General features: G+C 72.0%; 20 protein-coding genes. 11 read left to right on the top strand and 9 right to left on the bottom strand.

Annotated features, from left to right (window positions below; all coding sequences use genetic code 11):
* Positions 1 to 353 precede the first annotated feature (353 nt).
* The 3 genes from F7P10_RS21325 to F7P10_RS21335 all read right to left on the bottom strand — a co-directional run bounded on the left by F7P10_RS21325 (position 354) and on the right by F7P10_RS21335 (position 3636).
* Positions 354 to 1313, bottom strand: coding sequence for a DUF1152 domain-containing protein (locus tag F7P10_RS21325; RefSeq protein WP_151011556.1), 960 nt, complete (start codon positions 1311 to 1313; stop codon positions 354 to 356).
* A gap of 105 nt (positions 1314 to 1418) precedes the next feature.
* The gene (locus F7P10_RS21330) at positions 1419 to 2573 is read right to left on the bottom strand and encodes an ArsA family ATPase (protein ID WP_151011558.1); all 1155 of its coding nucleotides are present in this window, start codon (positions 2571 to 2573) and stop codon (positions 1419 to 1421) included.
* Between the two features lie 67 nt (positions 2574 to 2640).
* Complete coding sequence (locus F7P10_RS21335; RefSeq protein ID WP_151011561.1) at positions 2641 to 3636, bottom strand: ArsA-related P-loop ATPase; 996 nt, start codon at positions 3634 to 3636, stop codon at positions 2641 to 2643.
* A 266-nt stretch (positions 3637 to 3902) separates the two neighbouring features.
* Between F7P10_RS21335 and F7P10_RS21340 the strand changes: the two genes are divergently transcribed.
* The 5 genes from F7P10_RS21340 to F7P10_RS21360 all read left to right on the top strand — a co-directional run bounded on the left by F7P10_RS21340 (position 3903) and on the right by F7P10_RS21360 (position 7723).
* Positions 3903 to 4976, top strand: a complete 1074-nt coding sequence (locus F7P10_RS21340; protein ID WP_151011564.1) for a slipin family protein — start codon at positions 3903 to 3905, stop codon at positions 4974 to 4976.
* A 117-nt stretch (positions 4977 to 5093) separates the two neighbouring features.
* A complete protein-coding gene (locus F7P10_RS21345; protein ID WP_021591512.1) occupies positions 5094 to 5252 on the top strand; it encodes a DUF4177 domain-containing protein in 159 nt (52 codons plus the stop codon).
* Positions 5253 to 5290: 38 nt separating this feature from the next.
* Complete coding sequence (locus tag F7P10_RS21350) at positions 5291 to 5752, top strand: RidA family protein (RefSeq protein WP_151011567.1); 462 nt, start codon at positions 5291 to 5293, stop codon at positions 5750 to 5752.
* A 125-nt stretch (positions 5753 to 5877) separates the two neighbouring features.
* Complete coding sequence (locus tag F7P10_RS21355) at positions 5878 to 6726, top strand: NUDIX domain-containing protein (protein ID WP_151011571.1); 849 nt, start codon at positions 5878 to 5880, stop codon at positions 6724 to 6726.
* Positions 6727 to 6937: 211 nt separating this feature from the next.
* A complete protein-coding gene (locus F7P10_RS21360) occupies positions 6938 to 7723 on the top strand; it encodes an MBL fold metallo-hydrolase (RefSeq protein WP_218040101.1) in 786 nt (261 codons plus the stop codon).
* A gap of 181 nt (positions 7724 to 7904) precedes the next feature.
* On the opposite strand, the gene F7P10_RS21365 is transcribed toward F7P10_RS21360, so the two are convergent.
* Positions 7905 to 8591 (bottom strand): Crp/Fnr family transcriptional regulator, encoded by a 687-nt coding sequence (locus tag F7P10_RS21365; protein ID WP_026402956.1) that lies wholly within the window; start codon positions 8589 to 8591, stop codon positions 7905 to 7907.
* Between the two features lie 233 nt (positions 8592 to 8824).
* Between F7P10_RS21365 and nth the strand changes: the two genes are divergently transcribed.
* From nth to F7P10_RS21380, 3 genes are all read left to right on the top strand, one after another.
* Entirely contained in the window at positions 8825 to 9589 is a 765-nt protein-coding gene (gene nth / locus F7P10_RS21370; RefSeq protein ID WP_151011581.1) for an endonuclease III, read from the top strand.
* Between the two features lie 223 nt (positions 9590 to 9812).
* Positions 9813 to 10409: a CoA pyrophosphatase gene (locus F7P10_RS21375; RefSeq protein ID WP_151018198.1), complete on the top strand. Its 597-nt coding sequence runs from the start codon at positions 9813 to 9815 to the stop codon at positions 10407 to 10409.
* Positions 10410 to 10606: 197 nt separating this feature from the next.
* On the top strand, positions 10607 to 11788 hold the full coding sequence (locus F7P10_RS21380) for a MarP family serine protease (RefSeq protein WP_151018199.1): 1182 nt from the start codon (positions 10607 to 10609) through the stop codon (positions 11786 to 11788).
* An 80-nt stretch (positions 11789 to 11868) separates the two neighbouring features.
* Here F7P10_RS21380 and F7P10_RS21385 read toward each other — a convergent pair whose 3' ends face one another.
* The 5 genes from F7P10_RS21385 to acs form a co-directional block, all read right to left on the bottom strand.
* Positions 11869 to 12333: a DUF309 domain-containing protein gene (locus F7P10_RS21385; protein ID WP_151011586.1), complete on the bottom strand. Its 465-nt coding sequence runs from the start codon at positions 12331 to 12333 to the stop codon at positions 11869 to 11871.
* A gap of 16 nt (positions 12334 to 12349) precedes the next feature.
* Entirely contained in the window at positions 12350 to 13273 is a 924-nt protein-coding gene (locus F7P10_RS21390) for an alpha/beta fold hydrolase (protein ID WP_151011589.1), read from the bottom strand.
* Between the two features lie 28 nt (positions 13274 to 13301).
* Positions 13302 to 13733, bottom strand: a complete 432-nt coding sequence (locus F7P10_RS21395) for a phage holin family protein (protein ID WP_151011591.1) — start codon at positions 13731 to 13733, stop codon at positions 13302 to 13304.
* Between the two features lie 96 nt (positions 13734 to 13829).
* Positions 13830 to 15137, bottom strand: a complete 1308-nt coding sequence (gene nhaA, locus F7P10_RS21400; RefSeq protein ID WP_151011593.1) for a Na+/H+ antiporter NhaA — start codon at positions 15135 to 15137, stop codon at positions 13830 to 13832.
* Positions 15138 to 15512: 375 nt separating this feature from the next.
* A complete protein-coding gene (gene acs, locus F7P10_RS21405; RefSeq protein ID WP_151011595.1) occupies positions 15513 to 17480 on the bottom strand; it encodes an acetate--CoA ligase in 1968 nt (655 codons plus the stop codon).
* Between the two features lie 263 nt (positions 17481 to 17743).
* On the opposite strand from acs, the gene F7P10_RS21410 reads away from it, so the two are divergent.
* The 3 genes from F7P10_RS21410 to ssd all read left to right on the top strand — a co-directional run bounded on the left by F7P10_RS21410 (position 17744) and on the right by ssd (position 21224).
* Positions 17744 to 18535 carry an oxidoreductase gene (locus tag F7P10_RS21410; protein ID WP_151011597.1) on the top strand — a complete coding sequence of 264 codons (792 nt, stop codon included), beginning with the start codon at positions 17744 to 17746 and terminating at the stop codon, positions 18533 to 18535.
* A 237-nt stretch (positions 18536 to 18772) separates the two neighbouring features.
* Complete coding sequence (locus F7P10_RS21415; protein ID WP_254715935.1) at positions 18773 to 19264, top strand: pentapeptide repeat-containing protein; 492 nt, start codon at positions 18773 to 18775, stop codon at positions 19262 to 19264.
* A gap of 883 nt (positions 19265 to 20147) precedes the next feature.
* Positions 20148 to 21224, top strand: a complete 1077-nt coding sequence (ssd, locus tag F7P10_RS21420) for a septum site-determining protein Ssd (protein WP_151011601.1) — start codon at positions 20148 to 20150, stop codon at positions 21222 to 21224.
* Positions 21225 to 21291 lie beyond the last annotated feature (67 nt).

Below are 21291 nucleotides of genomic sequence, written 5' to 3' on the forward strand. Positions count from 1 at the left end.
TTGGGCAGCCCCGAATCCGATGCTGATTCGGGTCATGCGGCTTTGCAGCGAACACGGCGGCGGGCCCGCACCGATGGCAGGTGCGGGCCCACCGCCGTGTTCGCCGTGTAGTGCGGTCGGTGGCCCGGTTGCGGGTCGGCGGAGATCGGCGATCAGTGTTCATCTTGGGCGCGGTGCGTTCTTTGTCGAGTTTCGGACGACCGAAATCGGGCGCGTGCTGTGGGCCGGTTGATAGCGCCTTTTCGGTGGTCACGTTCTCGCATGTCAGGACGTGTGGGAGATTGCCGGAGCCGGTGCGCCGCACGCTTGTTCGTCCGTCCGGTGTGGCCCTTTTCGGACGAACCTTTCGTGCGTCAGTGCGGGTACTGGCGCGGCGGACGGGTACGGGGCAGCTCCTCGCGGAACGCCGCGATGATCGAGTGGATCTGCCGCATCAGGCTGGTGTCCTCCAGCCGGTCGAGGTACAGGGAGCGGCGGGCGAGAGCGTCCAGGTCGACGGCGAAGTACATCGCCATGAGCGGGTTGATGAACAGCTCGCCGCCGCTGGTGCGGTCGGTGAAGCGGACGTCGCCGAACAGTCCCCGGACGGCCGCGGCGATCGACCCGTTCACGATGCTGGGGCGCGCCGGCGTCGAGGCCTGCGCGTAGTCGACCGCGTCCAGGTAGAGGGCCGCCTCCCGACTGTCGAACGGGATGGACACCGCACCCAGATACGCGTTCTCGCGGGAGAGCGCCGCGAGGTTCTCCAGTACCTGCGCGTGGTTCACGCCGTGGTAGGCGTCCACACCGAACCCCAGGCAGACGACGAGTTTCTCTGCGACGTCCAGGCCGTGCACGGCGGCGAGGCTCGCCATGTCCTCTTCGGGAGTGCCGAGCCCTGCCTCGTCACCGCGCATCAGGATGTCGGTACCGCCGTCCACCAGGACGACCGCGTCCAGCTCCAGCTTCTCGACCAGGCTCCGGTAGGCGGCGCGCAGCGGCCGGACGCCCACCTTGGGGAACGCGTGGACGGTCGAGGGCAGGCCGTGGCGGTCCAGCCAGCGCGCGAGGGCGCCTTCGGGGAAGTACGGGTCGGCTCCGACCGTGGCCGGTGTGACGGCCGCGAGGTCGGTGTCCGCCCAGACGTCGAGCGGCAGGCCGTCCAGGTGGCTGAACGACAGGTTCGCCAGATGCACCTCTTTGCCTTCGTCCCAGAGGGCGAGGGCGAGCGGCAGGCCGGCGAAGATGTCGAAGCCGCCGCCCGCACCGGCCACCAGGATGCGGTCCGCGTCGCGGAGGCGCGTGAACAGCGGGGGTTCCTTGAGAGAGAACACTCCGCGAACCTAGACGAAGGGGACGGCACGGCGAACCGATTTCCGGCCCGGCACTCTCGTTTTCCCTGTCGCTCGGCCGCCGGCCGCCGGCCCGCCGGCCCGCGGTCAGGCGGCGGCGGTGCCGTCGGGCGCGGCCAGGTCCGCGCCCACGCGGCGCAGGCCGTCCAGGTCATGGACGTCCTCGGCCTGCGCGGGCACGGCGGTGACCGGGACGGTCCGGTGCGTGGACGCGAAGTTGTCGCGCAGGCGCTCCTCGCGGGCGGCGAGCTGCATGCGGTCGGAGTGCAGCCGCAGCAGCGCGGCGGTGAGCGCGTGGTCGCCGCGCTCCTCGAGCGTCTCGGCGGCGGCGAGGCTGCGGGCGGCCGACAGGCCGTCGGCGGCGGACTCGTGCACCCGGTTGACGACCAGGCCCGCGAGCGGCATCCGCTCCTCGGCGAGCCGCTCGATGAAGTACGACGCCTCGCGCAGCGCGTCCGGCTCCGGCGCGGCCACGACGAGGAACGCGGTGCCGGGAGTCTGCAGCAGCTGGAAGGTCTTCTCTGCGCGCTCCTGGAACCCGCCGAACACCGTGTCGAACGCGGCGACGAACGTCTGGACGTCGCGGAGCAGCTGGACACCGATGACCTTGTTGACCACGCCGGTGAACATGCCGAACCCGGCGCTGATCACCTTGACGCCGAAGCGTCCGCCCGTCTTCGCGGGCGCCGCGAGCATCTTCATGAACCGGCCGTCGAGGAACCGGCCCATCCGCTCGGGCGCGTCGAGGAAGTCGAGCGCGTTCCGGGACGGCGGGGTGTCGACGATGATCAGGTCCCAGGCGCCGGACCGGTGCAGCTGGCCGAGCTTCTCCATCGCCATGTACTCCTGCGTGCCCGACAGGCTCGAGGACAGCGACTGGTAGAAGGGGTTCGCGAGGATCTGCTTCGCGCGGTCCGGGTCGGCGTGCGCCTCGACGATCTCGTCGAACGTCCGCTTCATGTCGAGCATCATGGCGTGCAGCTCACCGTCGCCGTCGACCTCGATCTTGCGCGGGTTGTTGTCGAGCTCGCTGAGGCCCATCGACTGCGCGAGCCGCCGCGCCGGGTCCACGGTGAGGACGACGACGTCGCGTCCCCGTTCGGCGGCGCGGACGCCGAGGGCCGCGGCCGTCGTGGTCTTGCCCACGCCGCCGGACCCGCAGCACACGATGATCTTGGTGCGCCGGTCGTCCAGCAACCCGTCGACGTCCAGCGCGGGCGGGACCTTGGCGGTGGGGCTCATCGTCTCGTCTCCCTCGTGCCGCTCACGCCGCTCCGCTCGCTCGGGCCGTTCACGCCGTTCACGCCGTTCATGCCGCGCCCTGCTCGCGCAGTGCGGCCGCCAGGTCGTACAGCCCGGCGAGATCCATGCCGTCGGACAGCAGCGGCAGCGTGTACCGGGGGCGGTCGACGGACTCCAGGCGCTCCTTCTCGCGGCGCTGCAGGGCGGTGCGGCGGGCGTGCTCGCCGGCCTCGGCGGCCAGCACCGCGGCGATCGGCTCGGCGTCGCGTTCCAGGCCGGCGGCCTTCACCCCGCGGACGATCTCGTCGGTGTCGAGTTCGCCGGACGCGGCGCGGGCGCGGTCGTCCTCGGACAGGACGGGCGCGTGCTCCATGTTCACGAACACCCCGCCGACCGGCAGGCCGACCTCGGTGAGGTCGCGGATGCCGTCCATCGTCTCCTGGACGGGCATCTCCTCCAGGAGCGTGACGAAGTGGACGGCCGTCTCGGGGCTGCGCACGACCTTCATGACGGTGTCGGCGTGGTTGCGGACGGGCCCGACCTTCGCGAGCCCGGACACCTCGTCGTTGACGTTGAGGAACTTGGTGATGCGGCCGGTGGGCGGGGCGTCCATGACGACGGCGTCGTAGAGGAACGACTTGTCCTTCTTGCGGCGCCGCACGGACTCGCTCGTCTTGCCGGTGAGGATGACGTCGCGCAGGCCGGGGGCGATGGTGGTGACAAAGTCGACGATGCCGAGCCGCGTCATCGCCTTCCCGGCGCGCTTGAGGTTGTAGAACATCTCGAGGTACTCGATGAGCGCCTCTTCGGTGTCGATGGCGAGCGCGTAGACGTCCCCGCCGCCGGGCGCGACGGCGACCCGGCGCTCCTCGTAGGGGAGCGGGGGGCAGTCGAAGAGCTGGGCGATGCCCTGCCGGCCCTCGACCTCGACGAGCAGGACCCGGCGTCCCTCGGAGGCCAGCGCCAGGGCGAGTGCGGCGGCGACGGTGGTCTTGCCGGTCCCGCCCTTGCCGGTGACCACGTGCAGGCGCACGCCGTCCCAGTCGGTGTCTCTCGCGCTCACCCGATCGACCATATCGTTCACCCGGCGAGGACTTTTAGAGGCCGTCGCGTCTCATGCAAGTGATCCCTGACACGATGTGCCTCCGTCCAAGATTCGGGCGTGGAACGTTGTGTTCCGGCGTGCCCGCGGGGTTAGGTTGAAAACGTGATACCGGCTCCCGGGCCGGCCGGTCCGAACCGGGGCGTCCGGTGCGTCCGCGCACCGGCGGGTTCGGGCGGTGTCGCCGGGCACCTGGGGGACGGCCCCGTGCGAGAGAGGTGCCCGATATGGGAGCGATCATCCTTATTGTGCTGCTGGGCATCGCCGTGGTCGGGCTGATGGTCGCGGGCTCGGCAATCCGGGTGGTGCAGCAGTTCGAGCACGGCATCGTGTTCCGGTTCGGACAGGTGCAGCGAGGCGGGCAACTGCGTCCGGGGGCGGTGCGAGCGCCCGGACTGACCGCGATCATCCCGGTGATGGAGCGGATGCAGAAGGTCAGCCGGCAGACGATCACGATGGACGTGCCCGCGCAGGAGGGCATCACCGAGGACAACGTGAGCGTTCGCGTGGACGCCGTCGTCTACTTCCGGGTGGTCGACCCGGTGAAGGCGATCGTGAACGTCCACAACTACGGGTACGCGGTGTCGCAGGTGGCGCAGACGTCGCTGCGGTCGGTCATCGGCCAGGCGGACATGCAGGAGCTGCTGGGCGAGCGCGAGAAGATCAACACCCGGCTGCGGCGGATCATCGACGAGATCACCCAGGACCCGTGGGGCATCCTCATCGAGCGCGTCGAGATCAAGGACGTGTCGCTGCCCGAGGGGATGAAGCGGTCGATGGCGCGGCAGGCCGAGGCCGAGCGGGAGCGGCGCGCCCGGATCATCACCGCGGACGGCGAGTTCCAGGCGTCCAAGCGGCTCGCCGCCGCGGCGGAGATCATGTCGCAGGACCCGGCCGCCCTCCAGTTGCGGCTGCTGCAGACGGTCGTCGAGGTGTCCGCGGAGAAGAACAGCACGCTCGTCATGCCGCTGCCGGTGGAGATCCTGCGGTTCTTCGACCGGATGACGGGAGACGCGAAGAAGATCGCCGGCGAGGGGGCGGCCGAGGAGAAGCCGGACCTCGGCGAGCGGCTCGCGAAGGCCGAGCAGGAGCTGGCCAAGGCGGCCGACGCGTCGTCGCCGGCGCTGGAGTCGCCCGAGGACGTTCCGCCGGTGATCGGCCTGGACGAGCCGGGATCCGCGCAGGGCGTCGCCGCCCCGCGCGCGGACGAGCGCCAGGGCCTCGCGGGCGGTGAGCCCGGGACGGCCGGCGGCGAGCCCGGCACGGCCGCGGGCGAGCGCCGGGAGCCGCCGCGCGACTGACCGCGATCCCGCGACCCCGCGATCCGCGACCCCGCGGCCGTGCGGCCGGGTGGGAGCGGTCCACGGGGCGGTGGGTTCGCGGGATCGGGAGGCGGACCGATCGCTAGGGTGAATCCCATGAAGAAGTGGGAGTACGCGACCGTTCCGCTGCTGGTGCACGCCACCAAGCAGATTCTCGACAACTGGGGACAGGACGGGTGGGAGCTCGTCACCGTGCTGCCGGGGCCGAACCCGGAGAACCTCGTGGCCTACTTCAAGCGCGAAGTGCAGTCGTAGGCCCGTTCGCAGTCGAGTCGAGTCGAGGAGGAGTGGCGATGAGCACACCCGAGGAGCGGATCGTCGAGCTCGGGCTGGAGCTGCCGGAGGTCGTGCCGCCGGTCGCGTCGTACCTGCCGACGGCGCGGACGGGCTCGCTCGTCTACACGGCCGGGCAGATCCCGCTGGTGAAGGGCGAGCTGGGCGCCACCGGGAAGGTCGGCGCGGAGGTGAGCGCCGAGGAGGCCAAGGCGCAGGCGCGGATCTGCGCGCTGAACGCCGTCGCGGCGCTCAAGGCCGAGGTGGGCGAGCTGTCGCGCGTCACCCGGATCGTGAAGGTCGTCGGGTTCGTCGCGTCCGCGCCCGACTTCTACGGTCAGCCGGACGTCGTCAACGGTGCGAGCGACCTGCTCGGCGAGGTGTTCGGCGAGGCCGGACGGCACGCGCGCAGCGCCGTCGGCGTCGCGGCCCTGCCCCGCAACGTGCCCGTCGAGGTCGAGCTGATCGCCGAGGTCGGCTGACACGCGTCGCGGGGTTCGGCGGTGAGAACGTCGCTCTCCTCGCTCGGATGCTGACTCGGGGTTGACGGAACGCCATTCGGTATGTCCGAATTGGCCGCCATGAGGATCACACGGCCGGCGAGGCGATGGTGAACGGGCTGAAGCTGCCCGCGGAGTTCGTTGCGCGCATCGAGGACCTCGGTGCCGGACGGGCGGAGCCGCCGCCCGCGCGGGACGCGGCGACGGTCGTGGTGCTGCGCGATCACGACCGGCACGGGCTGCAGGCGTTCATGCTGCGGCGGACGCGGTCCATGGCGTTCGCGCCCGGTGTCCACGTCTTCCCCGGTGGCGGGGTCGATCCGCGCGACGGTGAGGCGTCGCTCGCGTGGTCGGGGCCGTCGCCCGCCGAGTGGGCCGCCTCGTTCGGCGCGAGCGAGACGGTCGCGCGCGAGCTGGTGTGCGCGGCGGTGCGCGAGACGTTCGAGGAGACGCTCGTGCTGCTCGCGGGCCCGACGGCGGAGACGGTCGTCGACGACACGCGCGGGGACTCCTGGGAGTCGGACCGGCGGGCACTGCTCGACCGTTCCCTGTCGTTCGGCGGTTTCCTCGACCGGCGCGGCCTGGTGCTCCGGTCGGACCTGCTGCGCCCGTGGGCGCACTGGATCACCCCGACGGTCGAGCCGAAGCGCTACGACACCCGGTTCTTCGTGGCGGCGATCCCGGATGGGCAGCGCGCGCGCGACGTCAGCACAGAGGCCGACCAGGTGGCGTGGGTGCGTCCCGCGGAGGCGGCGGAGCGTGCGTGGGCCGGTGAACTGGCGATGCTGCCGCCGACCCTGGCGACGCTGACCGAACTGGCCGAGTACGCGACGGTCGCGGACGTCCTGGCGGCCCGCCGCGAGGTCGTCGCGTACGAGCCGACCGCGGAGATCGTGGACGGGGAGGCGTTCCTGGTGCTGCCCGAGGACGTCGCGCACTTCTACCCGACCGGGTGACGGTACCGCCGTGCGACGCCGGGTGCCGTGGACGAGCGCGTCCCGCGCGGGGCGGTCCCGCGCGGGTCCGTCCCGTGGGGGCCCGTCGCGTGCGGGGCTGTCGCGGGCCGTGCTGCTGCGGCTCGCCGGGACGTCCGCGTTGCGGCATCTCGACCGGTTCGGGTGGAACCCAGCGGGCCGTCCCGAATCCGCTTCGGGCAGGATGGGCCCCATGACCGAGATCGACGGTATGGGAACGGATCGGGCGTTCTGCGTGCTGGCGCCGAATCCGTCCGCGATGACCCTGGACGGCACCAACACGTGGATCATCGCGGAACCGGACGCCGACGAGGTTGTGGTGATCGATCCGGGGCCGAAGGACGGCGTCCACCTGCGGCGCGTCGCGGACACGATCGCCGCGCGCGGGCAGCGGGCCGGGCTCGTCCTGCTCACCCACGGGCATCCGGACCACTCCGCCGGGGCGGAACGGTTCGTGAAGCTGGCCGGCGGGGACGCGAAGGTGCGGGCGCTGGACCCCCGGCACCGGCTCGGCGACGAGGGGCTCGCCGAGGGCGACGTCGTCACGACCGGCGGCGTGGAGCTGCGGGTGATGGAGACGCCGGGGCACAGCGACGACTCGCTGACGTTCTGGCTGCCCGCGGACCGGGCCGTCCTGACGGGCGACACCGTGCTCGGCTACGGGACGACCGTGCTGGAGGGGAAGCTCGGGGACTACATGAGCTCGCTCGACCGGCTGCGCAGGTTCTCCGCGGACATGGCGGCGGCGACGATCCTGCCCGGCCACGGACCGAAGCTGGACGATCCGCTGGCGGCCCTCGACCACTACATCGACCACCGGCGGGAGCGGCTCGCGCAGGTCGAGGCGGCCGTGGCGGGCGGCGCCCGGACGGCGCGCGAGGTCGTGGAGATCGTGTACGCGGACGTCGACAGGACGCTGTGGCCCGCGGCGGAATGGTCCGTGCAGGCGCAGCTCGACTACCTGAACGAGCGGACCTGACACCCCGCAAGCGACGCGCTGGACGTGCCGGATGGACGCCCCGGGTGCCCCGGGTGCCCCTGCCGCCTCGGACGCGCCGGGCGTCTCGGGTGCCCCTGCCGCACCGGATGCGACTGCCGCACCGGACAGTCCGTCCGTCCGTCCATGACCGGCCGGCCACCACGCGGACCGGCCGGACCGGTCACTTGGAGCGCTTGCGGAGCCGCTCGATGTCGAGGATGACGACCGCGCGGGCCTCTATACGCAGCCAGTTCCGCTGCGCGAAGTCGGCCAGCGCCTTGTTGACGGTCTCCCGGGACGCGCCGACGAGCTGGGCCAGTTCCTCCTGCGTGAGGTCGTGGTGCACGTGCAGGCCCGCCTCGGACGGCTGCCCGAAGCGCTCGGCGAGGTCCAGCAGGGCCTTGGCGACACGGCCGGGGACGTCGGTGAAGACCAGGTCGGCCATGACGTCGTTGGTCTTGCGCAGCCGCTGGGCCAGCGCGCGCAGCAGCTGCACGGCGACCTCGGCGTGCCCGGTCAGCCAGGGCCGCAGCTGGTCGTGGCCGAGCCCGGCCAGCCGGCACTCGGTCACCGCGATGGCGCTGGCGGTGCGCGGGCGGGGGTCGAACAGCGAGAGCTCGCCGAACATCTCGCTGGGGCCGAGGACGCTCAGCAGGTTCTCCCGGCCGTCCGGCGCCGTGCGGGTCAGCTTGATCTTCCCCTCCACGACGACGTACAGGCGGTCGCCCGTCTCGCCCTCGTTGAACAGGGTCTGACCGCGGGCGAGCCGCACCTCGGTCACGTTGGCGCGCAGCGCCTTGGCCCCCTGCTCATCGAGTGCCTCGAAGAGCGGGGCTCTGCTCAGAACGTCCACGTCGCGGTCGGTCACGCTTCTCCTCCTCGAAACACCAGCATGCATAGTGTGACGTACGTCCCACCGCGTACGTGAAGGCAGGGCCACGGCGCGCCGTGACGCGGGGTCGTCACTACGCGGGATCTGCGCCACGACCCTGTTCGCCCAGTGTACGGACACCTGGGTGAATGCCATCACACCGGTCTCATCGCCCATAAACGGTCGTGCGGGTGCCGCCTGTTCCGCCGTCCGGGGCCTACCCTGGCGGCATGGCGACGAAAGCTGCCCGGCCGGCGGGCTCCCCCGCGGCCCGGCCCCGGCGCGCCGGGCGGCGCGGGCCGGAGACCCGCCTCGGGCTGGTGCGCCGGGCTCGGCGGATGAACAGGATCCTCACGGAAACCTACCCGGACGCGCACTGTGAGCTGAACTTCGGGACCCCCTTCCAGCTCCTGGTCGCCACCGTGCTGTCGGCGCAGACCACCGACAAGCGGGTCAATCTGACCACTCCGGCGCTCTTCGCCAAGTATCCGACGCCCGAGGACCTCGCCGCCGCCGATCCCGAAGACGTCGAGGCGCTGCTGAAGCCCACGGGGTTCTTCCGCGCCAAGACCAAGTCGGTGATGGGCCTGTCCGCCGCCCTGGTGGAGCGCTTCGGCGGCGAGGTGCCCGGACGCCTGGACGACCTCGTCACGCTGCCCGGCGTCGGACGCAAGACCGCGAACGTCGTGCTCGGCAACGCGTTCGACGTCCCGGGCATCACGGTCGACACCCACTTCGGGCGCCTCGTCCGCCGCTTCGCCTGGACGGACGAGACCGACCCGGACAAGGTCGAGCGGGCGATCGGCGAGCTGTTCCCGCGCAAGGACTGGACGATGCTGTCGCACCGGCTGATCTGGCACGGGCGCCGCATCTGCCACGCGCGCCGTCCCGCCTGCGGCGCCTGCCCCCTCGCCGCGACCTGCCCCGCGTTCGGGGAGGGCCCGACGGACGTGGAGACGGCCGAGGCGCTCGTGAAGCCGGGCCCGTTCTCCTGAGGCGGCGGCCGTTCGGTGAGGCCGGGGGCCGTTCTCCTGAAGCGGTGGTCGTTCGCGTGAGGCGGGGGCCCGTTCTCCTGACCTTGCGCCAGGGCATGTCCGGATCCGCCCAGGGCAGGACAGGGTCGGGAAGTAAAATGGCCGTCCCGGAGTTGAGATCAAGGTGACCGAGATCGCCTCCTGCCCCGCGTGGCTCGACCGTTTCCGCGCGCAAGCGACGCGGATGACGGTGCCGCCGCCGTTCCGCCCGGCCCCGGACGCCCGCGCCGCCGCGGTGCTGATCCTGTTCGGCGACGGGCCGGACGGTCCGGACGTCCTGCTCACCGAGCGTGCGGCGACCCTCAACAAGCACGCCGGGCAGCCCGCGTTCCCCGGCGGCCGCATCGACCCCGAGGACGACGGCCCGGTCGCGGCGGCGCTGCGCGAGGCGTGGGAGGAGGCGGGCGTCGAGCCGTCCGGCGTGGACGTGCTGTGCACCCTCCCGGAGCTGTACCTGAGCCGCAGCCGGCACCGCGTCACGCCGGTGGCCGGCTGGTGGCGCGAACCGTCCAAGATCGCGCCCGGGCATCCCGGCGAGGTCGCGACCGTCGCCCGCGTCCCGATCGACGAGCTCGTCGACCCGGCGAACCGGCTGACCGTCCGGCACCCGTCCGGTATGAACCTCGGCCCGGCGTTCCGGGTCGGCGGCATGCTCGTGTGGGGGTTCACGGCCGGGCTCCTCGGCGAGGTCCTCGCGGCCGGCGGCTGGGACCGTCCGTGGGACTCCGATCACGTCGAAGATCTCCCGCCGGACGTCCTCGACCTGGCCTCGCGCGGCTGACCGGCCCGCGCCGCGCGCCGCCCCGCGTCCCGCCCGTCCGCCGAACCGCAGGTCAGCGCACCGCCGCCGGAACGCGCACGGTCGGTGATCGTTCCGCATCGCCCTGCGCGGTCACCCGGGGCAGGGGAAACTGGTCCACCGAGGGGACGTGAGAAGGCGACCTCGCGCTATACGGTGAAGCGGTGCTGGACGACCACATGCTCGATCTGATCCTTCTAGGGCTCGTCGTGCTGTTCGGCGTCTCGGGCTACCGGCAGGGCTTCATCGTGAGCCTGCTGAGCTTCGCGGGCTTCGTCGGCGGCGGCGTCGCCGGGGTGCTGATCGCCCCGCCGATCGCCGAATCCACCGTGGACGGCGCCGCGCAGCAGGTGCTGCTCGCCATCGTCGTCGCGTTCCTGTCCGCGACGCTCGGGCAGCTCATCGCGTCCTCGGCGGGGGCCGTGCTCCGCAACCGGGTCACCGGGCTGAACGCCCGCACGGCGGACGCGGTCGGCGGCACGTTCGTCAGCGCGCTGTCGCTGCTGATCGTCGCGTGGTTCTTCGGCAGCATGGTCGCGAACTCGGAGTTCCAGTGGCTTCGCACCCAGGTCAAGGGCTCGACGGTCATCAACGGAGTCGACGGGGTGATGCCGCCGCAGGCGCACACCTGGTTCACCTCGTTCCAGGGATTCGTGAAGAACAGCGAGTTCCCGCAGGTGTTCAACGGGCTCGCCGGCGAGTCGGTGGTCGAGGTGCCGCCGCCGGACGACGCGGTCCTCGGGACGGGCGGGCTGCGGGACGCGCGCAACAGCATCGTCAAGATCGTCAGCACGGCGCCGCAGTGCCAGCGGCGCATCGAGGGCACCGGGTTCGTGTACGCGCCCGACCACATCATGACGAACGCGCATGTCGTCGCGGGCGCGCGCGGGCCGTCCACCGTGGCCAACCGCACGGGCGACACCGCGAAGGGCCGTGTCGTCCTGTACAACCCCAGCCGTGACATCGCCGTCCTGCACGTGCCGGGGCTGAACGCACGCCCGCTCGACTTCGAGATGGAGGCCGAGGTGCGCGACAGCGCGATTATCGCGGGCTTCCCGAAGAACGAGCCGTTCAGCGCGAGCGCCGCCCGGATCCGCGCCCGGCAGACCGCCAAGGGGCCCGACATCTACCACTCCGGGCAGGTCGCCCGCGAGATCTACGCGATCCGCGGCAAGGTCGAGCCGGGCAACTCCGGCGGGCCGCTGCTGACGCCGGACGGGCGCGTCTACGGCGTCATCTTCGCCGCGGCGCTCGACACCCCCTCCACCGGCTACGCGCTGACCGCCGAGGAGGTCGCCTCCGACGCGCGCGCGGGCGCGAGCCGCACCGCGCCCGTCGACACCCTGAGCTGCTCCGACTGACCTAGGGGTAGGCCTACTGGGCTCTGGCTCTGGCTCTGGCTCTGGCTCTGGCCCTGGGGCTGGCTCTGGTTTGGGCGCGCCTAGTTCTGGGTGAGCCTGAGGTCGACCGGGCCGTCCTCGGGCGTGTCCACGAGAGCGCGGGCGCGCTGCACGACGCCCTGGACGTCGATCGAATGCGGAGGGTCGGCGCCGTACGGCTCCAGGCGGTCCGCGGCGCGGCTCAGCAGCGCCCGCGCGCCGCGCGCGTTGCCGCGGCGCATGTGGGTGACGCCCACGGCGACCTGGGCCAGCCCCCTCCACAGCTCCCGTTCCGGCTCCGGAGCGTCCTTCCAGGCGGCCTCCAGCACTTCGTGCGCGTGGAAGGGACGGTCGGCGTCCAGGAGCCGCTGCGCCTCCCGCAGGGCCTCGGACGGCCGCATGCCGAGGTCGTCCGGCATCGTGGGGATCCCGGAGGCCCCGTGCGGCAGCGGACGCCCGTACGCGTCGCGGGGCCGCGCGTTGCGCGGGCGTCCCGATCCGTCCCGATCCCGCATGCCGTCCTGCATGCTCCCAGCGTACGGTTCAGCGGTCGGGTTCCGGATCGCCCAGCCAGCCGATCAGGTGCGAATCGAACTCCTCGGGCCGCTCCTGGTGGGGGAAGTGCCCCGCGCCTTCGATGAGCCGCCACCTGTACGGCGCGCCCACGTACTGCCCGGAACCCTGGGCGCTCTCCGGAAGCGTGCACCTGTCCAAGGCGCCGTGCAGCTGGAGCGTCGGTGCCTGTACTGGGGCGCGCATACGGTGTGCGTAGCGGATCCCGTCCGGGCGGGTCTGCGACCGGATGAACCACCGGTGGTACTCCAGGGCGCTGTGCGCGACCCCCGGAATCTGCGCCGCGCGCCGGACGAGCCGTTCCGTCTCCGCGTCCGGCCAGCCCGGCCCCGACCACTCGTGCAGGAGCCGTCCGACGAGCGCGGCATCGTCCCGCACCAGGCGGCGTTCCGGCAGGACGGGGACCTGGAAGCCGAACGTGTGCCGGGCCGCCCACCCCTGCCCGCGCGGGCTCTCCCGCACCGACCGCCGCAGCCGCAGCGGGTGCGGGGCGCCGACGACCGCGAGCCGCTGCACGATCTTCGGGTGGTAGACCGCCATCGTCCAGGCCAGCAGCCCGCCCCAGTCGTGCCCGACCACGATCGCGCCCGCCTCGCCGAGCGCCCGGATCAGCCCGGCGGCGTCCCCGGCCAGCGTCACCAGGTCGTATCCGCGCGGCGGCTTGTCGCTGCCGCCGTAGCCGCGCAGGTCGATCGCGACCGCCCGGTAGCCCGCCGCGGGCAGCGACACGAGCTGCTCGCGCCACGACCACCAGAACTCGGGGAAGCCGTGCAGCAGCAGGACGAGCGGCCCCTCCCCGGCCTCCGCGACGTGGAACCGCGTCCCGCCCGCGCTGATCGCGCGGTGCGTCCACGGGCCGTCGACCTCGATCAGCGACGCCTCATGACCGGCCATGGCCGTGCCCCCCTGCCCGCCGGCCCGCTCAGTCCGTCAGCGCGGGCTTGTCGGATCCGCCGCGGTGCCGCAGCGCGCCCGGAGTATCCTTGAGTGTCCGGCGTGTCCGCTTGGCTCCCTCGATCTTGCGGATGAGGCGCTGGCCGATGAAGCCCAGCACGAGGGCGAGCACCAGGTACACGCCCGCGACGGTCAGGAACGCGGCCCACGGCCAGAAGCCCAGGTCGATCAGCCCGAACGCCAGCGAGATCGACAGCAGGATCACGATGATCCCGGCGATCACCGCGGCGACGGTGAACATCACGCCACTGATCGCGCCTTTCTTCGCGTCCGCCTTGAGCTCCATCTTGGCCAGCTCCATCTCGGCCCTGACCAGGTCGGAGACGTTGCTGGACGCCAGCGCGACGAGCTCGCCGAGGGACCTGTCCTCGACGTGCTCGCCCGGCGTTGCCTCGGACATATCGCTCTCTCCTTCCAGCGCCCCCCGACCGCCACGGCGTCCCAGCCTGGCAGCCGGACGGCGCGTCCGGCCACCCGGGGTCACCGCCTCGCCCGGTCAGCCGGAGAGCAGCGCGCGTTCGCGCGTCCTCCGCCGGAAGATGACGGTGGCGGCCGCCGAGGCGAGCACGCTCGCGATCAGGACCGCAGTCGTCACTCTCTCCAATTGTGACGGGTCGGTATAGGCCAAACCGCCGATCAGCAGTGAAACGGTGAAACCGACCCCGGCGAGCATCGCGACACCCGCGATCTCCCGCCAGTGCAGATCCGCCCCGAGCGTGGCCAAACCGAACCGCACCGCGAGCCAGGCCCCGCCGAAGACTCCAACGAACTTACCGATCACCAGCCCGGCGATCACCCCCAGGGCGATCCGGTCGGTGAACACGTCCCCGAGTGCGGACGCGCTCAGCGTCACGCCCGCGGACAGGAACGCGAACACCGGCACGGCGAACCCCGCCGAGAACGGACGCAGGACGTGGTCGGCCCGCTCGGCGTTCGTCGGGCGCCCGTCCGGCGCCTGCCGGGGGCTGGTGAGCATCCCGAGCGCCACCCCGGCGACCGTCGCGTGCACGCCGCTCCGCAGGACGCAGTACCACGCCAGGACGGCCAGCGGCGCGTACAGCCACGGGGACCGGACGCCCCGGTGCTGCAGGAAACCGAACACCGCGATCAGCGCCACGCCGATCCCGAGCCAGCCCCAGCTCAGCGAGGACGAGTAGAACAGCGCGATGATCGTGATCGCGATCAGGTCGTCCACGACGGCGAGGGTCAGCAGGAACGCGCGCAGCGGCGCCGGGCACGCCGAGAACGTCACCGCGAGGACGGCCAGCGCGAACGCGATGTCGGTCGCCGTCGGGATCGCCCAGCCCTGCGACGCGCCGGGCGCTCCGGCGCTCACCAGGAGGAAGAGGGCCGCGGGAAGCACCACGCCCGCGGTCGCGGCGATCACCGGGAGCGCCGCGTCGCGGGGGTTGCGCAGCTCCCCGTGGGTGAGTTCCTCGCGCAGCTCCAGGCCGGCGAGGTAGAAGAAGACCGCCAGCAGCCCGCCGGACGCCCAGTGCGCCACGTCCATGTGCCCGATGTGCAGCCAGTGCGGGCTGATCTCGAGCTTCTGCAGGTCGTAGTAGGCGTCGGCCCAGGGCGTGTTGGCCCAGATGAGCGCGCCCACGGCGGCCAGGAGCATGATGATGCCGCCGACCGTCTCCAGGCGCAGGGCGTGGGCGACCTGCTGGCCGTAGCGGACGGTCGGGCGGAACGGCCAGACGGCCGCGACCGGACGGCGCTTGCCGCCGCCACGGATGCGGAAACGGTGACGAGGACGGGTGGACGGGCGCGGCAAGAGGACCCCCGAGGCGTTGGACGGCATGGCGAAGAGCCGCCCCGCGGGAGATCACGAGTCGGGCCCTGCCGACCAGACTTCCCGGCGCACCACATAGCACTCTACCTGCAGGTTCTTATGCCACTTGTCATCAAAGCGTGTCATATCGCCCACAACTCGCATTGTTGTATGGAGGGTGGTGAAGGTGCCTTAGGTTCGACATATCGGGGGATGTCGGGCGACGCGGGGAGGTGGACGCGGCCGGGCGGCCGCGGCCGGGCGGCGGACGCGGCGAGGGCCCGGCCGGACGGGTGCGGCGGTCGGTGGTCGCCGATCTATGCCGATCGCCGATCGCCGCCGCTCGTCCCGTCCGTCCGGGCCCTCGCCGCGTGCCGCGTTCCGCTCGTTACGCGCGTCCCGCGATCAGTCCTCGGGCTTGGCGCTCGGGAGCTTCTCGGAGATCAGGTCCATGACCGTGCTGTCGGCGAGCGTCGAGACGTCGCCGACGCCGCGGTTCTCCGCGACGTCCCGCAGCAGCCGCCGCATGATCTTGCCGGACCGCGTCTTCGGCAGCTCCGGCACGATCATGATCTGCCGCGGCTTGGCGATCGGCCCGAGCGTCCTCGCCACATGGTCGCGCAGTTCCTTCAGGAACTCCTCGCCCTCCACGTCACCGCCCGCGCTGCCGCGCGGGATCACGAACGACACGATCGCCTGCCCGGTCACCGGGTCGGTCGCGCCGACGACCGCCGCCTCCGCGACCTTCGGGTGCGCCACCAGCGCGGACTCCACCTCGGTCGTCGAGATGTTGTGGCCCGACACCAGCATCACGTCGTCGACCCGGCCCAGCAGCCACAGGTCGCCGTCCTCGTCCTTCTTGGCGCCGTCGCCCGCGAAGTACAGGCCCTTGAACCGCGACCAGTACGTCTTCACGTACCGCTCGTCGTCGCCCCAGATCGTCCGGAGCATCGACGGCCACGGCTCCTTCACCACCAGGAACCCGCCGCCCCCGTTCGGGACCGGATTGCCCTCGTCGTCCACCACGTCGGCCGCGATGCCCGGCAGCGGACGCATCGCCGCGCCCGGCTTGCCCTCGGTGACCCCCGGCAGCGGGCTGATCATGATGCTTCCGGTCTCCGTCTGCCACCAGGTGTCCACGACCGGGGTCCGGCTCGCGCCGATGTGCTCCCGGTACCAGACGTAGGCCTCCGGGTTGATCGGCTCGCCCACGCTGCCGATGACCCGCAGCGACGACAGGTCGTGCTCCGCCGGGATGTCGTCGCCCCACTTCATGAACGTCCGGATCGCCGTCGGCGCCGTGTAGAACAGCGACACCTTGTACTTGGCGATGATCTCCCACCAGCGGCCCTTGTGCGGGGTGTCGGGAGTCCCCTCGTACATCACGCTCGTCGCGCCGTTCGCCAGCGGCCCGTACACGATGTAGGAGTGCCCGGTGACCCAGCCGATGTCGGCCGAGCACCAGTACACGTCCGTGTCCGGCTTCAGGTCGAACACGGCGTTGTGCGTGTACGCCGTCTGCGTCAGGTACCCGCCGGTGGTGTGCAGGATCCCCTTCGGCTTACCCGTCGTCCCCGACGTGTACAGGATGTAAAGGGGGTGTTCGGCGTCCATCGGTTCCGGCGTGTGCTCGTCGCTCTGCCGCTCCACGACGTCGTGCCACCACACGTCCCGCTCGTGCGCCGCCACCTCCTGGCCCGTCCGCCGGACGACCAGGACGTGCGCGATCGACGGCGCGTCGGCGACGGCCTCGTCCACCGTCGCCTTCAGCCCGGACGGCTTGCCGCGCCGGTACCCGCCGTCCGAGGTGATCACGACCTTCGCTTGGGCGTCGTCGATGCGGGTGCGCAGCGCGTCCGCCGAGAACCCGCCGAACACGACCGAGTGCGTCGCGCCGATCCGCGCGCACGCCAGCATCGAGATCGGCAGCTCGGGGATCATCGGCAGGTAGATCGCGACCCGGTCGCCCTTGCGGACGCCCAGCTCCAGCAGCGCGTTCGCGGCCTTGGCGACCTCCCGCCGCAGCTCGGCGTAGGTGAGGGTGCGGGTGTCGCCCGGCTCGCCCTCCCAGTGGTACGCGACCTTGTCGCCGTTCCCGGCCTCCACGTGCCGGTCCACGCAGTTGTGGGCCACGTTCAGCTCGCCGCCCACGAACCACTTCGCGAACGGCGGGTTGCTCCAGTCGAGGACCTGGTCCCACGGCTTGGACCACGACAGCCGCTCCGCCTGCCGGGCCCAGAAGCCCAGCCGGTCGGCGGCCGCCTCCTCGTAGGCGTCGGCCTTGACGTTCGCCGACTCGGCGAGATCGGCCGGGGGGGCGAAGCGCCGCGTCTCCTGCAGAAGGTTCGACAGTGTCTCTTGGCTCTGGCTCAACGCAGTACTCCTTGCTTGCTGAGACGGGTCGCCCGGTATGCCCACTCCACCAGGAAGGTCCCGCTCCCACAAGCCGTGTTCCCGTGTGTCGAGGGCGCGGGCCGCCGGACGCGCCCGCCCCCGATGGTCGCTGTGACGATCGACACAGCCCACGTTCCCAGGTGGGCCGCTCTGGAACCGTCCGTTCCCGTCCGTTCCCGTCCTCCTGGACCCCGCCCCAGGCCGCCTCCCTGGCACCGGTCGCCACCGCATAGGGTCGGGCCGTGACCGATGCCCTTGCGCAACTAGCGAACCTCCCCGGCGTGACCGACGCCGTGAACGACGCGCGTAAAGCCGTCGACCGGCTGCTCGGTCACCGGATCCTGCGCCGCCGCAGCGCCGAGGTCTCCACGGAGTCCGCACTGCGCGGCGCGCGCGCGACGGCCGTCCTCGAAGGCGCCGACGTCGACCTCGAGGTCCTGCGCACCACCGACGACCCCGGCGACCCGATCGTCCACGGTGCGCTGCGCGTCTCCGCCGAACTGGGCTCGCTCGCCGAACGGTGGCGGCACGCGCCCCGGCAGGTCCTCGCGCGCCTGCACGTCCTGGCCGCGGCGGACGCGGTGGACGCCGCCGACCTCGGCCGCCCGCGCCCCGACGGCCGTCCGGTCGACGACCTCCTCAAGCTGGGCGATCCGCCGCCGGCCGCCGAGGTCGCCGCCCGGCTCGACGCGCTCAGCGACCTGCTGACCGGGACGACCAAGGCGCCGGCGCTCGTCGTCGCCGCGATCGTCCACGGCGAGCTGCTCACGCTGCGCCCGTTCGGCTGGGGCGACGGCATCGTCGCCCGTGCCGCCCAGCGGCTCACGCTCGTCGCGCGCGGCCTCGACCCCAAGTCCCTCGCCGCCCCCGAGGTCGGTCACCTGGAACTGGGCGCCGAGTACGCGGACGCGCTGCGCGGCTACGCGTCCGGGACCCCCGAGGGCGTGTCCGTCTGGATCCGGCACTGCTCGGCCGCCGTGGCGGCCGCCGCACGCGACTCGCAGGCGATCTGCGAAGCCCTGATGCGCGGCTGACGTGCCGCGGGACCGCGAGGGCGAGCGGTCCCGCGGCACGGGCGGCCGGCCGGCGCGCCGGGACGCGTCGGGCGTGACCGGACCGGTGTCCGTGGCGTATGTGAGCCTGGCCCTATGGCCGAACGGAAGGGCGGGCGTCCGGCACCGCCCACGGAGAGCACGATCAGCGGCGCCGACTGGGACTCGCGCGACCTGACGGGCGAGGAACACGAACGCGTCCTGTTCTCGGACGTGGACATGACCGAGGCGTACGGGACGGGCGCGAGTTTCGTCGACTGCACATTCCGGGGTGTCCGGTTCAACGTCTCAGTCCACACTGACACCGTCTTCATCAACTGCACGTTCGTGCGTTGCGGTTTCTTCGACTCGACGTTCAGCGGCTGCAAACTCCTTGGCAGCATGTTCGACGGCTGTACCTACGACCTGATGAAGGTGGAGGGCGGCGACTGGTCGTTCACCGGCCTCCCCGGCGCCGACCTGCGTCGTGCGTCCTTCAAGGACGTGCGCCTGCGCGAGGCGGATCTCACCGGCGCGTGCTGCACCGGGGCGACCCTTCGCGGAGTGGATCTGTCCGGCGCGTGGCTCCGGTCAGCCGACCTGACCCGATGTGATCTGCGCGGTAGTGACATTTCGACCATCGACCCGCGGACGGTCGAGTTGAAGGGCGCACGGATCGATCCGCACCAGGCGGTCATGATCGCCGAATCGCTCGGGCTCGAGGTTCGCTGAGGGTTCGGTGGGGTTCCGGAATGTTCGTCCGAGTCGTCCCCGGACGCGACGAGCGGCGCCTCGGCATGAGACGCCGCCGCCAGTCACGTCACACCGGGTTACCAGGCGTGCACCTCAAATCCGTCGGATCGGGTCAAGCCCGTCTCGACGCGCCTCCCGCGGCTGGTCGCGCGTGGGTTCCCGGCTGCCGTGCTCGGACACATGTCCGTACTCCTTGTGTACGCCTCATTCGCCCAGTTGACAAGGCCCGTTCGGGAAAATGACGACCGCTCGCCACCGGGGTGACGGGCCGGGAGTCGACCGGACCTCTCGGTCGACATCCACCATTCCGGACTAACCGCAACTATCACCAGGAACCGAAATCGATCACGTACGGTGATGATTGCTTTTTGGTTGCGAAGGCGGAGACGCCTTTGCCGTTCCGGTACGCTCCGTCTCCCGTCACGTTGCGCGCCAAGGCGTGCGTCGGGACGGGTGTGCTGTCTGCACAGTGCTTGATCGTTCTGACCAGACGAGAAAAAACGTCACCCTTCGGGCGAGTTCGCGACTCGACGGAACTCTCGGCGGTCGGGCAGCATATGTTGTATCCGCCTAGACTGGTGATGCGGGGACTTTGCCCGTCCTATAGGGCGGACTTACGTCCGGTTTAGCCTGATCTCCTGAATCTTTCTTGGGAAAGCGGACCGGCTCTACCCCCCCGGAGCCGGATCCGTTCGGCGACCCCCGCTCTCCCCCCCGGCGGGGGTCGCCCAATCTCACGCGGGCGGGCGCGCGGCACCCCCTCTGCCGCCGCCCGCCCGCGAGTTATCCACAGGCCCGCGAATCCGCGCGCGGCCGTCCTTCGCCGCCGCAGAGTGGAGACCTCCGAACCGAAGGAGTCTCCATGAACCTCGCGGCACTGATCATCACCGGTGATCCGGGCACCGCCGACGCCCTGCTCCGGCTCGCCGCCGCGGCCGACGCCCACGCGGAGGTCGCCCACGACGTCGGCGAGGCGCGCTCCGCATGGACGTGGCCGGCGCTCGTCCTCGTGGGCGCCGACGCCGCCGGCGACGTCGCGGCGAGCGGCCTGCCCCGCAGAGCGGGCGTCGTCCTCGTCACCGGCGCCGCCACCGCCGACGCCTATCGGACGGCCGTCCAGGCCGGAGCCCAGGACGTCGCCGTCCTGCCCGACCACGAAGACTGGCTGATCAGCGCGTTCGCCACCGCCGCCGAACCCGACGCGAACCGGGCCGTCGTCGTCGGCGTCGTCGGCGCCCGCGGCGGTGCGGGCGCCAGCGTCCTCGCCACCACCCTCGCCGTCACCGCCGCGGGAACCGGCCTGCGCACGCTGCTCGCCGACGCCGATCCCCTCGGCGGCGGCGTCGACCTGCTCCTCGGCCTCGAGGAGCAGGAGGGCGTCCGCTGGCCCGACCTCGCCGAACGGCGCGGCCGGCTCGGCACCGCCGCCCTCCGTGAGACCCTCCCCGGTGACGGCGACCTGTCCGTCCTGTCGTGGCGGCGCGGCGAACCGGTGCCCCTCACCGGGGAGGCGGTGGTGTCGCTGCTCGAGGCGGCCGTCCGCGGTTTCGACCTCGTCGTGGCCGACGTCCCCCGCTACCCCGGGCAGCTCGGCCGCGCGGCGCTGCGGGCCGCCGACGTCACCTACCTCCTCGTCCCCGCCGAGGTGCGCGCCACGGTCGCGGCCGACGGTCTCGCCGCCGCACTCCGCCGCGAGACCGCGGACCTCCGCGTCGTCGTCCAGGGCCCGTCGCCCGGCGGGCTCACCGCCGACGCCGTCGTCAAGGCCCTCGACCTCCCGTCGGCAGGTGGCTTCGAACGCGACCGGCGCCTTCCGGTCGCGATCGACGAGGGGGAGCTCGGCGCCGTGTCCCGCCGCGGCCCCCTCACCGACTTCTGCCGCCGCCTCCTGGACGACCTCTCCCTGCAGCCCTGCGCCTACCAGGAAGAGGCGGCGTGATGCGGCCGAGCGAAGCCCCGCACCGCGACTGCCCGCACACGGAGCAGCACCGGTCCGCTCTCAAGGA

Origin of the sequence: Actinomadura sp. WMMB 499, assembly GCF_008824145.1 — a bacterium.
Lineage (GTDB): Bacteria > Actinomycetota > Actinomycetes > Streptosporangiales > Streptosporangiaceae > Spirillospora.

What these genes read in the sequence shown, in the direction of transcription:
- F7P10_RS21390 (WP_151011589.1), bottom strand. Translation starts at nt 13,273, where the DNA reads ATGGCCGGTCATGAGGCGTCGCTGATCGAGGTCGACGGCCCGTGGACG.
- nth (WP_151011581.1), top strand. Translation starts at nt 8,825, where the DNA reads ATGGCGACGAAAGCTGCCCGGCCGGCGGGCTCCCCCGCGGCCCGGCCC.
- F7P10_RS21380 (WP_151018199.1), top strand. Translation starts at nt 10,607, where the DNA reads ATGCTCGATCTGATCCTTCTAGGGCTCGTCGTGCTGTTCGGCGTCTCG.
- F7P10_RS21360 (WP_218040101.1), top strand. Translation starts at nt 6,938, where the DNA reads ATGACCGAGATCGACGGTATGGGAACGGATCGGGCGTTCTGCGTGCTG.
- ssd (WP_151011601.1), top strand. Translation starts at nt 20,148, where the DNA reads ATGAACCTCGCGGCACTGATCATCACCGGTGATCCGGGCACCGCCGAC.
- F7P10_RS21330 (WP_151011558.1), bottom strand. Translation starts at nt 2,573, where the DNA reads ATGAGCCCCACCGCCAAGGTCCCGCCCGCGCTGGACGTCGACGGGTTG.
- F7P10_RS21375 (WP_151018198.1), top strand. Translation starts at nt 9,813, where the DNA reads ATGACGGTGCCGCCGCCGTTCCGCCCGGCCCCGGACGCCCGCGCCGCC.
- F7P10_RS21385 (WP_151011586.1), bottom strand. Translation starts at nt 12,333, where the DNA reads ATGCAGGACGGCATGCGGGATCGGGACGGATCGGGACGCCCGCGCAAC.
- F7P10_RS21355 (WP_151011571.1), top strand. Translation starts at nt 5,878, where the DNA reads ATGGTGAACGGGCTGAAGCTGCCCGCGGAGTTCGTTGCGCGCATCGAG.
- F7P10_RS21350 (WP_151011567.1), top strand. Translation starts at nt 5,291, where the DNA reads ATGAGCACACCCGAGGAGCGGATCGTCGAGCTCGGGCTGGAGCTGCCG.
- nhaA (WP_151011593.1), bottom strand. Translation starts at nt 15,137, where the DNA reads ATGCCGTCCAACGCCTCGGGGGTCCTCTTGCCGCGCCCGTCCACCCGT.
- F7P10_RS21345 (WP_021591512.1), top strand. Translation starts at nt 5,094, where the DNA reads ATGAAGAAGTGGGAGTACGCGACCGTTCCGCTGCTGGTGCACGCCACC.
- F7P10_RS21395 (WP_151011591.1), bottom strand. Translation starts at nt 13,733, where the DNA reads ATGTCCGAGGCAACGCCGGGCGAGCACGTCGAGGACAGGTCCCTCGGC.
- F7P10_RS21340 (WP_151011564.1), top strand. Translation starts at nt 3,903, where the DNA reads ATGGGAGCGATCATCCTTATTGTGCTGCTGGGCATCGCCGTGGTCGGG.
- F7P10_RS21415 (WP_254715935.1), top strand. Translation starts at nt 18,773, where the DNA reads ATGACCGAGGCGTACGGGACGGGCGCGAGTTTCGTCGACTGCACATTC.